Origin of the sequence: Pseudomonas sp. NPDC007930, assembly GCF_042958985.1 — a bacterium.
In the GTDB taxonomy this organism is placed as follows: Bacteria; Pseudomonadota; Gammaproteobacteria; order Pseudomonadales; family Pseudomonadaceae; genus Aquipseudomonas.
The window spans coordinates 519,999-533,991 of record NZ_JBIBKC010000003.1 but is presented as its reverse complement, the minus strand read 5'-3'; the positions used below and the strand labels follow the sequence as shown (position 1 = coordinate 533,991).

The window sequence follows — 13,993 nt, the reverse complement described above, 5'->3', positions numbered from 1 at the left end:
TTGTTAAAGTGCCCGCCTGTCGCCAGCCCAAAGCCCGCCGCCATGTCCGTACGCGCCGAACAAAAACGCCAGACCCGCCAAGCCTTGCTCGACGCGACCCTGCAGCTCGTGGCCAGTGGCAAAGCGTTCGGTAGCATCAGCCTGCGTGAGGTGGCCAAGGCTGCCGGCATCGTGCCCACCGGCTTTTATCGGCATTTCGATGACATCGACAGCCTCGGCTTGGCGCTGGTCCGTGAAGTGGGTGAAGCCTTCCGCGGCGCTATCCGCCTGGTGCGCCATAACGAACTGGAACTCGGCGGGCTGACCGACGCCTCGGTGCGCATCTTCCTCGACGCGGTGCAAACCGACCGCCCGCACTTTTTGTTCCTCGCGCGCGAGCAGTACGGCAGCTCCGCGCGCGTGCGCCAAGGCCTGCGCGCGCTGCGCTCAGACATCGGCTCGGACCTCGCCACCGACCTCGCCAGCATGCCGCGCTGGCAGCACCTCGACCGCCCTGCCCTGGAGATGCTCGCCGACCTGGTGGTAAAAACCGTGTTCGCCACCCTCCCCGAGCTGCTAGACCCGGAATACGCCGACGCCACCGGCATGAGCCCGGCGCAGAAGATCCGCCAGCAGCTACGCTTCATCTTTCTGGGCGGTAAGCATTGGGCGGGGCTGGCCCCCATAGCCCCCTAACGGCGCACGCCACCACCGCGCGCACCTTAACGATGCATATTGCCGCCCCCAGATTTGGCACAACCCCCCCCTCTGGCGCGGCTCGGCGCTGATTGCCGTATTGGCAAGGCGATTGCTGTACAAGCTGCCAGAACATAGCTGGAAGCCCCGACAATGCTGGTAATCCACCGCAGGACCACGGAAAAACCTGACTGGTCAGCCGAAATCCACCTCAACTTCGAAGCCCGCAGCAAAAGCCGCCTGCGCTGTTTTAGTGCCAGTGGCGAAGACGTTGGCCTGTTCCTGGAGCGCGGCCAGCCGCCGCTGCAAGACGGCGAGTGCCTTGAGGCCCAGGACGGGCGCATCGTGAAGATTCGCGCACTGCCGGAAAAACTCCTTCACGTGACCTGCGCCAGCAGCTTCGAGCTCACCCGCGCGGCCTACCACCTGGGCAACCGCCATGTGGCCCTGCAGGTGGGCGACGGTTGGCTGCGGCTGCTCGACGACTACGTGCTCAAGGCCATGCTCGAGCAACTGGGCGCCCACGTTGAAGCCATCGAAGCGCCGTTCCAGCCGGAACACGGCGCCTATGGCGGTGGCCACCACCATTCACACCACGGCGATGAGCAGTTCAACTATGCCCCGCGCCTGCACCAGTTCGGCGTGCGCACGTGAACAGCGCCTGGGCCTTGCTGCGCCTGGCCAGCCCGCAGCTGCCGATTGGCGGCTACAGCTATTCCCAGGGCCTGGAGATGGCTGTGGATAACGGCCTGGTGCATGACCCCGCCAGCGCTGCCAGTTGGCTGCGGGACCAACTGCAGCTGAACCTGGCGCGTTTTGAAGCACCGTTGCTGCTGGCGCATTGCCGGGCCGCCGCCGCGCAAGACTGGCCCGCCCTGGGCGCGCTGGCCGAACAACACCGCGCCAGCCGTGAAACCCGCGAACTGCAACTCGAAAGCCGGCAGATGGGCTACTCGCTCAAGCAGTTGCTCAATGGCCTGCCCGAGCTGGACGCCGCCGCCCGTGAGCACTTGGCGGCCGCCGATGAACCGCACCTGGCCCTGGGCTGGGCGCTGGCCGCCCGCGCCTGGGGCCTGAGCCCCGAGCAGGCCCTGGCGGCCTGGCTGTGGAGCTGGTTGGAAAACCAGCTGGCGGTGCTGATGAAAACCCTACCCCTGGGCCAGCAGGCCGCCCAACGCCTGACCAGCGAACTGCTGCCGGCCTTGCAGGCGGCGCAAACCCAGGCCGAACAGCTCGACCCTGGCCAACTGGGCAGCGCGCCCTTTGGCCTGGCCCTGGCGAGCATGGCGCACGAGCGCCAATACAGCCGCTTGTTCCGTTCATAAGGAGAACACGATGAACACCCAACCCTTGCGCGTCGGTATCGGCGGCCCCGTGGGCTCTGGCAAAACCGCGCTGACCCTGGCCCTGTGCCTGGCGCTGCGCGACCGCTACAACCTGGCGGTGGTCACCAACGACATCTACACCCGTGAAGACGCCGACTTCCTGGTGCGCAACCAGGCGTTGGCGCCGGAGCGCATCATCGGCGTAGAAACCGGCGGCTGCCCACACACGGCCATCCGCGAAGACGCCTCGATCAACCTCGAAGCCGTCGACCAGCTCAACCGGCGCTTTCCCGGGCTGGATTTGATCCTGGTGGAGTCCGGCGGCGACAACCTCTCGGCGACCTTCAGCCCGGAGCTATCCGACCTCACCCTCTATGTGATCGACGTTTCCGCCGGCGACAAGCTGCCGCGCAAGGGCGGCCCGGGTATCTGCAAGTCCGACTTGCTGGTGATCAACAAGATCGACCTGGCTGCCCAGGTGGGCGCCTCGCTGGAATTGATGAACAGCGACACCACGCGCATGCGCGGCGGCAAGCCGTTCGTGTTCAGCAACCAGAAGACCGGCCAGGGCCTTGAAGAAATCATCGCCTTCATCGAACGCCAGGGCCTGCTAACCGCGGCCTGACCCACCCCTCACAAGGAATTGCCATGACACTGAACAAAGCCTTCGCCGCGCTCGCCCTGCTCGCCACCCCGGCCATCGCCTTTGCCCACCCCGGCCACGGCGGCAGCGGCTTGGCCGCCGGCATCAGCCACCCACTGGGCGGCCTGGACCACCTGTTGGCCATGGTCGCGGTCGGCCTCTGGGCGGCGCAGCAACAGGGCAAGGCGCGCTGGGCGCTGCCGTGCGCGTTCGTCGCCAGCCTGTTGTTGGGTGGCCTGCTGGGCTTCGAGGGCCTGGCACTGCCGGCGCTGGAAAGCGGCATCGCCGCCTCGGTGCTGGCGCTGGGCCTGGCCGTGGCCCTGGCGGTGCGCCCGCCGCTGCCGTTGGCGATCGCCGCTACCGCGCTGTTCGCGCTGTTTCACGGCGTGGCCCACGGCCTGGAGCTGCCTGCGATGACCAGCCCCTGGGCGTATGCCGCGGGCTTCGCCGGCGCGACCGCCGCGCTGCATGCCCTGGGCTTTGCCGTGGTGCGCCTGCTGCCGCGCGCTGCGGCGCCACTGGTGCGCGTTGCCGGCGCCTTGTCGGCCGTGGCCGGTGCCTGGCTGCTGGCCGCCTGAGCCTGCCGGGCGGGCCCGGATCTGTTACAGTGCGCGCTTTCGCCCCGTGCTGTGACGACCATGCCCGCCCTTGCACCCCACGCTGAATTACCTGCCTCGTTCGCTGTTATCCACAACCACTTTTTGCAGCAGGTGGTACCGCTGTGGGAAGGCCCGGGCTGGAACCCCGCCCTGCAACTGGCCTACGAGGCGCTCGGCACGGACCACACGCCGATGCCGGTGCAACGCTACCGGGCCATGGCCTGCGCGCGGCAGCTGTACCTGTTCAGCAGCCTGGGCGCCCGCCCTGGCGCACCGCAGCGCGCCGAAGCGCTGTTCAGTTCCCTGGGCCGGCACTTCCACGACGCCGCCCACGGTGGCTGGTTCTACAGCATCGATGCCAACGGCCAGCCACTGGACCGCGGCAAAGACCTCTACACCCACGCCTTCATCGTGTTCGCCAGCGCCCATTACTACGCCGCCAGCCGCAGCGAGGCGGCCGAAGCCGGCCTCAACGCCGCGCTGGAGGTGATCGCCCAGCGCTTTGCCTCGGGCGATGGCCTGTACCACGCGGCCCTCGCCGAAAACTGGGCGAGCCTCGGCCAAGGGCCCCTGCAAAACCCGCTGATGCACTTGGCCGAGGCCTTCCTGGCGGTGTTGCAAGCACGCCCGGATGCCGCCTGCGAGGCGGCGCTGGTGGCCTTGTGTGACGCCATGCTGGCGCGGTTTGTCGACCCAACCCACGGCGTGCTGATGGAAAAACCCGACGGCAGCGCCGGCAACTGGTTCGAGCCAGGGCACCAGTTCGAGTGGTACTTCCTGCTCAAGGCCTCGCCGTTGCTGCGCGCGCACCCGCTGTGCGCGCAACTGGAGCGCACCTTCGCCTACAGCGAGCAGATCGGCGTGAAGGATGGCGACGTATTGGCAATGCTCTCGGCCAGCGGCGAGGTCAAAGACCCTACCCGGCGCATCTGGGCCCAGGCCGAGTACCTGCGCGCGCTCACCGTGCGCGAGGGCGAGCAAGGCAAGGTGCTGGCGCAACTGCAACACTTGCGCGCCCAGCACCTGCACGCCGCGGGTTGGTACGAGTGCCGTGACGCCCAGGGCGCGGTCAGCCGGCAAGACATGCCGTCTACCACGCCGTATCACCTGGCCACGGCGTACGCCGCCCTCAGCGATTACGTTCGATAGCGAAGCCGGCCCAGGACTGGGTCACCGGCATCAATTCCAGGCTGTTCACGTTCAGGTGCGCGGGCTGGTTCATGATCCAGAAGATGGTGTCGGCGATGTCTTGCGGCTGTACCGGCTCGGCGCCCTTGTAGGTGGCGTCGTACTTGGCCTGGTCACCGCCGAAACGCACCAGCGAGAACTCGCTTTCACACAGCCCCGGCTCCAGGTTGGTCACGCGCACGCCGGTGCCTTGCAGATCACAGCGCAGGTTCAGCGAGAACTGCCCGACGAACGCCTTGCTGCCGCCGTACACGTGGCTGCCCGGGTACGGGTAGTTACCGGCGACCGAACCGAGGTTGACGATGCTCGCGCCGCGGCCGTGGGCGATCAGGCGGGGCAGCAGCAGGCGGGTGGCGTAGATCAGCCCCTTGATGTTGGTGTCGACCATGGTGTCCCAGTCGTCCAGGTCGCACTTGGGGGCTGGGTCCGCGCCCAGCGCCAGGCCGGCGTTGTTGATCAGCCCGGTGAGCGTGTCGAAGCCGGCTGGCAGGCCGTTGATGGAGCGCTCCATGGCGGCGCGGTCACGCACGTCGAGTACCAGCGGCAGCACGTCAACCTTGCTCGAAAGCTCTTTGGCCAAGGCGTTCAGGCGTTCTTCGCGGCGGCCAGTGAGCACCAGCGACCAGCCCGCCTCGGCAAATTTGCGGGCACAGGCCTCGCCAAAGCCGGAAGTCGCACCGGTGATAAAAACGGTAGAAGCCATCATGTTCTCCTTGAGGGGGGCAGCCGTGGGTGGCGGGCCGGCCAGCATGCACCGCGGCGCCGCGCCAGGCAAGGTTCGGGCGTATTGCCGAAATATTGACCAACCGGCGCAAAGCCTCGCCGCATAAGGGCTGCAGCGAGTTTTGAGCAGCTTATCCACAACCGGTTCCACACAAACCGTGGGCAACCGGATGCACCGGGAAACCCCCCGGCGGGGCGCCGGAAAACGACGCGGAAAAGTATTTTGCTTGACGCCACCGGTCAGTGCCGTTCCCCGGCGCTTGAACGCTTCACCGCCTGAGCGGTCCGGCCCACTGAAATAGCTGGCCACAGGGATGTACTCAAGGATTCTCCACAGAGTTATCCACAGGCCTTCAGGCAGGCACCACTGGATATTAAAACAGTTGACAATTTTGCCTCAAGCGCCCCGCAAAAGCACTGTACAAAAAACAACCTGCGCGCTACAGGCCCCGAATTCCGCGGGCTGTGGCGCTATGCCACCAAGTTGTTAACAGGCGGTTCCACATAAAACGTGAACAACCCCAGGCAGCTCAAAACCGGGCAAAAAGCGCGTTGGAATGTCGCAGCACAAGGCTGTGGAAAAGGGTTTTCCACATTTTGGGAAACGTCTGAGGGGGGCTTCGCCCGGCGCAGCCGAGAGGCCGCCTGCACCGGGCGCGGCGCCTGTCAGTGCCCGCCGAGGTAGGCGTTGCGCACCTCGTCGTTGGCCAGCAGCTCCTGGCCGGTGCCGCTCAGGCGGATCTGCCCGTTGACCATCACATAGGCGCGATCAGAGAGCTTCAGCGCGTGGTTGGCGTTCTGCTCCACCAGGAAGATGGTCATGCCAGTCTTCGCCAGTTCGCGCAGGGTCGAGAAGATCTGCTTGACCACGATCGGCGCCAGCCCCAGCGACGGCTCGTCGAGCAGCAGCAGCTTGGGCCGGCTCATCAATGCCCGGGCGATGGCGAGCATCTGCTGCTCGCCGCCGCTCATGGTCATCGCCCGCTGGTTACGCCGCTCCTTCAGCCGCGGGAACAGCTCGAACATGCGCTGCATGTCTTCGCTGGCGTGCTGGCTGCCGATGGGGATGGTGCCCATCATCAGGTTCTCTTCCACGCTCATGTCGGGGAACACCCGACGCCCCTCGGGCGATTGGGCGATGCCGTTGGAGGCAATGTAATGCGGGGTTTTGCGGGTGATGTCGGTGCCTTGGTAGACGATCTGCCCGGCCGCGGCGCGGGGCTGGCCGAAAATCGACATCAACAGCGTGGACTTACCCGCGCCGTTGGAGCCGATCAGGCTCACCGTTTCGCCGGGCTGGATGTGCAGCGACACCTGGCGCAAGGCCTGGATCGGCCCGTAGTACACATCTACGGCCTTGAACTCGAGGATCGGCGCGGTCATACCAGCTCCTCCTCGTCGGCGCCCAGGTAGGCGGCGATCACTTTCGGGTCGTTGCGGATGGCCTCCGGCTTGCCGCTGGCGATCACGTTGCCGTGGTCCAGCACCACGATGTCGTCGGAAATGCTCATCACCATGCCCATGTCGTGTTCGATCAGCACCACGGTCATGTCGTGGTGGTCGCGCAGGTGGCGGATCATGCCACTGAGCGCTTCGGTTTCCTGCGGGTTCAGGCCCGCGGCGGGTTCGTCGAGGCAGATGATCTGCGGCCGCGTGCACATCGCCCGGGCAATCTCCAGGCGCCGCTGCTGGCCGTACGAGAGCTCGCCGGCCAGGCGGTTGGCGCAGTCGACCAGGTCGACCACCTCCAGCCAGTAGAACGCGGTGTTGAGCGCGTCTTCCTCGGCCTTGCGGTAGCCCTTGGTGTTGAAAATGCCGGCCAGCATGTTGCGGTTCACCCACATGTGCTGGGCCACCAGCAGGTTTTCCACCACGGACATTTCCTTGAACAGGCGAATGTTCTGGAAGGTGCGCGCCATGCCGGCGCGGTTGACCAAGTGGGTACCACCGAACATCTTGTAGTACACGCGGCTGAAGAACCGCGCTGGCGAGACGAAGTCCGCGCCCTTGAACGGCTCGCCGAGCAGCTTGATCACATCCACGTCGCGGCCCTTGGCGTTGAGGTGGATCTTCCCGCCAGTGGCCCGGTAGAAGCCGGTCAGGCAGTTGAACACGGTGGTTTTGCCGGCGCCGTTGGGGCCGATCAGGGCGAAGATCGAGTTGCGCTTGACCTGCAGGTTGACGTCGGCCAGCGCCTTGATGCCGCCGAACTGCATCATCAAGTGCTCGACGCTCAGAATGATTTCGTCGCTCATGGCGCTACTCCTTTACGCGGCATCACCCCGGTGCGGCTGATACGGATCAACCCACGCGGGCGCCAGATCATCATCAGCACCATCAGCAAACCGAACAGCAGCACGCGGTACTCGGCAAAGCTGCGCAGCAGCTCCGGGGCCACGGTGAGCACAAACGCCGCGATCACCACGCCCACGGTAGAGCCCATGCCGCCCAGCACCACGATGGCGAGAATCAACGCAGACTCGAAGAAAGTGAACGAGGTCGGGTTGACGAAGCCCTGGTAGCTGGCGAAGAACACCCCGGCGATGCCCGCGGTCGAGGCGCCGATGGTGAACGCCGAGAGCTTGACCAGCACGTGGTTCAGGCCCATCGCGCGGCAGGCGATTTCATCTTCGCGCAGCGCCTCCCAGGCGCGCCCGACCGGCATGCGGGTCAGCCGGTGCTTGATGTACAGCACCAGCAGCACAATGGCGAACAACACGCCGTAGATGAAGATGAACTTGAGGTCGGGGTTGTATTCGAAGCCGAAGAACTCGTGGATTGGCACGCCGCCGTCTTTGGCGCGGCGGCCGAATTCCAGGCCCATGAAGGTCGGCGACGGCACCGCGACGCCGTTCGGGCCGCCGGTGAAATCGAGCCAGTTGTTCAGCACCAGGCGGATGATTTCACCGAAGCCCAGGGTCACGATGGCGAGGTAGTCGCCGTGCATGCGCAACACCGGGAAGCCCAGAATGCACCCGGCCAAGGCCGCGGCGATGGCCGCCAACGGGATCGCCGACCAGAAGCCCAGGCCCAGATATTGGTAACCCAGCGCCAGCCCGTAGGCGCCAATGGCGTAGAACGCCACGTAGCCGAGGTCGAGCAGGCCGGCCAGGCCGACCACGATGTTCAGGCCCAGGCCCAGCAACACGTAGATCAAACCGAGGATCACCACGGTGAGGATGTACTTGTTGGCGAACACCGGGAACACCAGCGCGATCACGATCAACGCCGGGATGATAAACCGCAGCCGCGACTTGTACTCCGGCGCGCGCACGTGCACGCCGGCGCCGCCGCTGTCCAGGCTGTGGGCCATGGCCTGGCCACGCGGGGTTTGCAGGAACGCGCTGAGCACGCCGCGGCCGATCATCACGGCCAGCACCATCCACGCCACGCGCACCGGTTGCATGTTGAAGCCGTAGCCGTCGAGCACCACGCCTACCACCGGGCCGAACACGATCAGGGCCATCAGCCCGGCAACGACCGCGTCGATCAGCACCTTCTTGAAATCGACAGATTGGGAAGTGGCCATGCTTATACCTTCGTCACCAGCGGGCGGCCCAACAGGCCTTGGGGGCGGAAGATCAGGATCAGCACCAGCAGGCCGAAACTGAACACGTCTTTGTAGTCTGAGTTGATCAAGCCGGAGAACTGCGACTCGGCAACCCCCAGGATCAAGCCACCCAGCATGGCGCCCGGCAGCGAGCCGATCCCGCCGAGCACCGCGGCGGTGAACGCCTTGATGCCGATGATGAAGCCGGCGTAGAAGTCGAAGGTGCCGTAGTTCATGGTCACCAGCACGCCGGCCAGCGCGGCCATGGCGGCGCCGATGATGAACACGTAGGAGATCACCCGGTCGGTGTTGATGCCCAGGATCGAGGCCATCTTGCGGTCTTGCTGGGTGGCGCGGCACATGCGCCCGAGCTTGGTGTACTTGATGATGTAGGTGAGGATCGCCATGCCGGCGAAGGCCGCCAGGATGATGAAGCCCTTGGTGTAGCTCAACTGCACGAAGCCCTCGCCGATGTGCCAGCGCCAGCCGCCCTCGAGCAGCGTGGGCACGCCCTGCTGGCGTGAGCCCTGGCTGATCTGCACGTAGTTCTGCAGGATCAGGGAAATACCAATGGCGCTGATTAGCGGTGCCAGGCGGGTCGAGTTACGCAGCGGCTTGTAGGCCACCCGCTCGATCACCAGCCCGTACACCCCGGTCACCACGATGGTGAAGATCAGCGTACCGAGAATCAGGAAAGGGAACGACTCCAGGCCGAAGTAGGACAACACGGCCAGGCCGATGGCGGCCAGGTAACACGACACCATGTACACATCGCCGTGGGCGAAGTTGATCATGCCGATGATGCCGTAGACCATCGTGTAACCGATGGCGATCAGGCCGTAGACCGACCCGAGGGTCAGGCCATTGACCATTTGCTGCAGGAAAATACCGTCCATCATGCGCTCTCGTGAACGTAGTGGGCTGCCCTCACGCCACGCGGTAAAAACGCGTAGTCACAAGGTTGGGGGGCAGTCAGGCAAGCGAAGCGAAGGCAGGCGCGCGGCAGGACGCCGCGCGCCGGTTACAACTTATTTTTGCTTGTCGAGCTGCTTGTATTTGCCCGACGCGTCCCACTGGTACATCACGTAGTCGGAGACTTTCAGGTCGCCCTTCGAATCCCAGCTCTTCTCGCCCATAACGGTTTTCACCGGGTGCGCTTTAAGCCACTTGGAGGCGTCGTCGCCCTTGTTCGACTTGGCGCCGTTGAAGCCGGCGGCCAGCGCCTGGATCGAGGCGTAGGCGTACAGGGTGTAGCCTTCCGGCTCGTAGCCCGATTTGCGGAACTCGTCCACCACGGCCTTGGAGTCAGGCAGCATGCGGGGGTCGGCGCCGAAGGTCATGTACACGCCGTCGACGTATTGCGCGCCACCGGCGGTGGTGACCAGTTCGTCGGTGACGATACCGTCGTCAGACACGAACTTGACGTCTTTCAGGCCTTGTTCGCGAATCTGCCGCACCAGCGGGCCGGCTTCCGGGTGCAGGCCACCGAAGAACACCACTTCGGCGCCGGAGGCGCGGATCTTGGTGACCAGGGCGCTGAAGTCTTTTTCGCCGCGGGTCAGGCCTTCTTCGAGCACCGGCTTCACGCCGCGCTTGGTCAGCTGGGCGGCGGTGGCGTCGGCCAGGCCTTTGCCGTAGGTGTCCTTGTCGTTGATCACCGCAACTTTCTTGGCCTTGAGCACGTCGACGATGTAGTCGCCGGCGACCACGCCTTGCTGGTCGTCGCGGCCGCACATGCGGAACATATCGGCCAGGCCGCGCTCGGTCACGGTGGGGTTGGTCGAGCCGGGGGTGATGGCGATCACGCCAGCATCGGCATACACCTCGGAGGCCGGGATGGTCGACGACGAGCAGAAGTGCCCGACCACGCCAGCGACTTTGTCCTGGTCAACCAGGCGGTTGGCCACGGCTACGGCTTGCTTGGGCTCGCAGGCGTCGTCGCCGGCCACCAGCACGATTTTTTCCCCGTTCACGCCGCCGGCCTTGTTGATCGCATCCGCCGCGGCTTGGGCGCCCTTCATGTACTGCTGGCCGAACGATGCGTTGGCACCGGTCATCGGGCCGGCAACACCGATCTTGATGTCAGCTTGAGCAACGGCGGTAGCGCCCATTGCTGCGGTTACCGCAAGAGCCAGAACGCCTTTTCTGTAAAACGATTGCGACATGAGTGGTGCTCCTGAACATTATGGTTGGCACTACAACTTCAGCCCCAAGCACAGAGCAAGCGCCGTGCCAGCCGTTTTTGCCTTGGCCTTTAGTCGTATGCCAGGCCCAGCGCAGCGCCGCCCGCGGCCCTTCGAAACGGGACGTGCAACCCTCTATTGCAAGGGCGGTGCAACCTTTTGGCATAATTTAGCGCAACCTATTGTGCTTGCAGTTGCAACCATTCCAGCAGGGCAAGCGCAACCTGCCTGTAACACCGTGCGTAACGTTACTGCACAAACGCGGTGCACATTCGCTACGGCCCGCACCTTTTTCGCGAGTGCCCACCCCACTTGCCACAGGCCCCTTGCCCGCCCGGGCGAATACGGCCCAGGCAGCGCCCCAGCGCGGGGCAGCGGCTACGCTATTGGCCAAAAAATGCTGGCGTTATTCGCCTTTAATATGCGCAACTGTTGCCTAGAACCTGTATGCGCACCCTTCGGAGCCTCAATGATCGATAGCCCCTTCGCCGATCGCCTGGTCCAGAACCTGCTCGACACCGACCTGTACAAGCTGTCGATGATGCAGGCGGTTTTGCACAACTACCCCAATGTGGAAGTGGAATGGGAGTTCCGTTGCCGCAACGGCGAAGACCTGCGCCCTTACCTGAATGAAATCCGCTACCAGCTCGAGCGGCTGGCGGAGTTGGCCCTGAGCGATGGAGAAATGGCCTTCCTCGAAGGCATCAACTTCATGAAGCCAGACTTCCTGCGTTTTTTGCGGCTGTTCCGCTTCAACCTGCGCTACATCACCCTCGGCATCGAGCACGACCAGCTGTTCATTCGCCTACGCGGGCCCTGGCTGCACGTGATCCTCTTCGAGGTGCCGCTGCTGGCCACGGTGAGCGAGGTGCGCAACCGCTACCTGCACCCCGAGGTAAAAGTCAGCGATGCGGTGGCCCACCTGCACAGCAAGTTCGACTGGCTGCGCCGCAACGCCAGCGACGACGAACTGGCCGGCCTGCAATTGGCCGACTTCGGCACCCGCCGGCGGTTTTCCTACAAGGTGCAGGAGGCGGTGGTCAGCACCCTCAAGCAGGACTTCCCCGGGCGCTTCGTCGGTACCAGCAACATGCACCTGGCGCGGGTGTACGACCTGAAACCCCTGGGCACCATGGCCCATGAATGGGTGATGGCGCACCAGCAACTGGGCCCACGGCTGATCGACAGCCAGATCGCCGCGCTCGATTGCTGGGTGCGTGAGTACCGTGGGCTGCTCGGCATCGCGCTGACCGACACGATCACCATGGATGCCTTCTTGCGTGACTTCGACCTGTACTTCGCCAAGCTCTTCGACGGCCTGCGGCATGACTCCGGAGACCCTCTCGCCTGGGCGGAAAAAGCCATCGCCCACTACCGCAAGCTGGGCATTGACCCCCTCAGCAAAACCCTGGTGTTCTCCGACAGCCTGGACCTGAAGAAGATGCTCGCCATCTACCGCGCGCTGCACGCGCGGATCAACGTGAGCTTTGGCATCGGCACCAGCCTGACCTGCGACATCCCCGGGGTGAAGCCGATGAGCGTGGTGATGAAGATGACCGACTGCAACGGCCAGCCAGTGGCGAAAATCTCTGACGAGCCCGCCAAGACCCAATGCCGCGACGAGAACTTCGTGCACTACCTGCGGCATGTGTTCAAAGCCCCCTGAGGGGGCTTTGAGGGGCAAGGGGTCAGCTTCAAGTGGCAAGCGAGACGGTGGTGCGCCTTCGCTTGCTTGCTGCTTGCTACTGCCTCCCCTCCATTACCCCGGTATCACCTTCAGCGTGCCTTTCATCCGCGAGATATGCGCCGGATAGCTGCAAAAGAAGGTGTACGCCTGGGCGGGGTCGAGCTGGCTTACGTCGAAGGTGACCGAATCGGTTTCGCCGGCGCCGATCAGCTTGGTGTGGGCGATCACCCGGGTGTCGCCAGGCTTGAGGTAGGCGTTTTCGAAGCCGCCGTCCATGCCATCGGTGCTGATGGGCACGGCGTCATCAGCCTTGCTCAGCACCCAGTTGTGGCCCATCACCTGGGCCGGCAGGCCGCCGGAGTGGGTGAGGTGCACGGTGAAGGTCTTGCACTGTTTGCTGACGGTGATTTCGTCGGTGCTGAAGGTCATGGTGTCGGTGGAGTCCACCGTGGTTTCACACTCGGCGGCAAAGGCGGAAACGCTGGCCAGGGACAGTGCGGCCAGCAGGCAGGCTTTGGCGAACATCGGTTTCTCCAGAGCCAAGAGCGGCTCTATCGGTTTTATCGAAACAATCAACAAGCCCGATGATGCCTGCCGGTTCTATCGTTGCACAACACTGAACAGGAGGTTTCATCATGACCTATGAACTGCTGCGCAGCCTGCTGGCGGCCTACGCCAGTGGCGCCACCGGCTACGATATTCCCCGGCAAGACTGACGCGGCCACGCTACCCTGTGCGGCCTGTACAGGAGGTAGCCGATGGCACTTAAATCGATTTGCGTATTCTGCGGCGCCAGCAGTGGCGCCAACCCCGCCTACACTGCCGCCGCCGCGGCGCTGGGCACTTACCTGGCCGAACAGGGCATCCGCCTGGTGTACGGCGGCGGCAAGGTGGGGCTGATGGGGGTGGTAGCCGACGCCGCGCTGGCCGCTGGCGGCGAGGTGGTCGGGATCATCCCCCAGGCCCTGAAAAGCCTGGAGGTGGGCCACGATGGCCTGAGCCAACTGGAAGTGGTCGAAGGCATGCACGCGCGCAAGGCGCGCATGGCCGAACTGGCCGACGCCTTCATCGCCCTGCCCGGCGGCCTGGGCACCCTGGAGGAGCTGTTCGAGGTGTGGACCTGGGGCCAACTGGGCTACCACGGCAAACCCCTGGGCTTGCTCGAGGTGAACGGCTTCTACAGCAAGCTCACGGGGTTCCTGGACCACCTGGTGCAGGAAAACTTCGTGCGCGCCAGCCACCGCGACATGCTCCAGGTGCGCGGCAACGCCCCTGAGCTGATCGCGGCGCTGGCGCAATGGCAGCCGAGCGTGGTGCCAAAGTGGACTGACCGCAAGCCGGATTGAGGGCCCATCGCCGGCCTCCCACCAGATTTGTGTGAACCCTTGATTGACGGGGCAATACAAAACCCGTGGGAGGC

15 protein-coding genes are annotated in these 13,993 nt (G+C 64.7%); 8 read left to right on the top strand and 7 right to left on the bottom strand.

Going from position 1 to position 13,993, the window contains the following annotated elements; all coding sequences use genetic code 11:
- Positions 1-42 precede the first annotated feature (42 nt).
- From ACFZCE_RS09965 to ACFZCE_RS09940, 6 genes are all read left to right on the top strand, one after another.
- Positions 43-675: a TetR family transcriptional regulator gene (locus tag ACFZCE_RS09965; RefSeq protein ID WP_390938450.1), complete on the top strand. Its 633-nt coding sequence runs from the start codon at positions 43-45 to the stop codon at positions 673-675.
- 153 nt (positions 676-828) lie between these two features.
- Entirely contained in the window at positions 829-1,329 is a 501-nt protein-coding gene (gene ureE, locus ACFZCE_RS09960; RefSeq protein WP_390938448.1) for an urease accessory protein UreE, read from the top strand.
- On the top strand, positions 1,326-2,000 hold the full coding sequence (locus tag ACFZCE_RS09955; RefSeq protein ID WP_390938446.1) for an urease accessory UreF family protein: 675 nt from the start codon (positions 1,326-1,328) through the stop codon (positions 1,998-2,000). Before ureE ends, ACFZCE_RS09955 begins: the two co-directional genes overlap by 4 nt.
- 10 nt (positions 2,001-2,010) lie before the next feature.
- Positions 2,011-2,625 carry an urease accessory protein UreG gene (gene ureG / locus ACFZCE_RS09950; protein WP_390938444.1) on the top strand — a complete coding sequence of 205 codons (615 nt, stop codon included), beginning with the start codon at positions 2,011-2,013 and terminating at the stop codon, positions 2,623-2,625.
- Positions 2,626-2,648: 23 nt separating this feature from the next.
- Positions 2,649-3,221, top strand: a complete 573-nt coding sequence (locus tag ACFZCE_RS09945) for a HupE/UreJ family protein (protein ID WP_390938442.1) — start codon at positions 2,649-2,651, stop codon at positions 3,219-3,221.
- A gap of 60 nt (positions 3,222-3,281) precedes the next feature.
- Positions 3,282-4,391, top strand: coding sequence for an AGE family epimerase/isomerase (locus ACFZCE_RS09940; RefSeq protein ID WP_390938440.1), 1,110 nt, complete (start codon positions 3,282-3,284; stop codon positions 4,389-4,391).
- Here ACFZCE_RS09940 and ACFZCE_RS09935 read toward each other — a convergent pair.
- The 6 genes from ACFZCE_RS09935 to ACFZCE_RS09910 form a co-directional block, all read right to left on the bottom strand.
- On the bottom strand, positions 4,372-5,133 hold the full coding sequence (locus ACFZCE_RS09935) for an SDR family NAD(P)-dependent oxidoreductase (protein WP_390938439.1): 762 nt from the start codon (positions 5,131-5,133) through the stop codon (positions 4,372-4,374). The genes ACFZCE_RS09940 and ACFZCE_RS09935 overlap by 20 nt on opposite strands.
- Positions 5,134-5,819: 686 nt before the next feature.
- Positions 5,820-6,536 (bottom strand): ATP-binding cassette domain-containing protein, encoded by a 717-nt coding sequence (locus tag ACFZCE_RS09930; protein ID WP_390938437.1) that lies wholly within the window; start codon positions 6,534-6,536, stop codon positions 5,820-5,822.
- Entirely contained in the window at positions 6,533-7,408 is an 876-nt protein-coding gene (locus tag ACFZCE_RS09925) for an ATP-binding cassette domain-containing protein (protein WP_390938435.1), read from the bottom strand. The genes ACFZCE_RS09930 and ACFZCE_RS09925 overlap by 4 nt, the downstream gene beginning before the upstream one ends.
- Positions 7,405-8,682 (bottom strand): high-affinity branched-chain amino acid ABC transporter permease LivM, encoded by a 1,278-nt coding sequence (livM, locus tag ACFZCE_RS09920; RefSeq protein WP_390938433.1) that lies wholly within the window; start codon positions 8,680-8,682, stop codon positions 7,405-7,407. Before livM ends, ACFZCE_RS09925 begins: the two co-directional genes overlap by 4 nt.
- Before the next feature lie 2 nt (positions 8,683-8,684).
- Positions 8,685-9,599, bottom strand: a complete 915-nt coding sequence (locus tag ACFZCE_RS09915; RefSeq protein ID WP_390938646.1) for a branched-chain amino acid ABC transporter permease LivH — start codon at positions 9,597-9,599, stop codon at positions 8,685-8,687.
- A 132-nt stretch (positions 9,600-9,731) separates the two neighbouring features.
- Entirely contained in the window at positions 9,732-10,868 is a 1,137-nt protein-coding gene (locus tag ACFZCE_RS09910) for an ABC transporter substrate-binding protein (RefSeq protein WP_390938432.1), read from the bottom strand.
- A 487-nt stretch (positions 10,869-11,355) separates the two neighbouring features.
- On the opposite strand from ACFZCE_RS09910, the gene pncB reads away from it, so the two are divergent.
- Positions 11,356-12,552, top strand: a complete 1,197-nt coding sequence (gene pncB, locus ACFZCE_RS09905) for a nicotinate phosphoribosyltransferase (protein WP_390938430.1) — start codon at positions 11,356-11,358, stop codon at positions 12,550-12,552.
- A gap of 93 nt (positions 12,553-12,645) precedes the next feature.
- Here pncB and azu read toward each other — a convergent pair whose 3' ends face one another.
- A complete protein-coding gene (gene azu, locus ACFZCE_RS09900) occupies positions 12,646-13,098 on the bottom strand; it encodes an azurin (RefSeq protein ID WP_390938429.1) in 453 nt (150 codons plus the stop codon).
- A 233-nt stretch (positions 13,099-13,331) separates the two neighbouring features.
- Between azu and ACFZCE_RS09895 the strand changes: the two genes are divergently transcribed.
- The gene (locus ACFZCE_RS09895; protein ID WP_390938427.1) at positions 13,332-13,919 is read left to right on the top strand and encodes a TIGR00730 family Rossman fold protein; all 588 of its coding nucleotides are present in this window, start codon (positions 13,332-13,334) and stop codon (positions 13,917-13,919) included.
- The last annotated feature ends 74 nt before the right edge of the window (positions 13,920-13,993 follow it).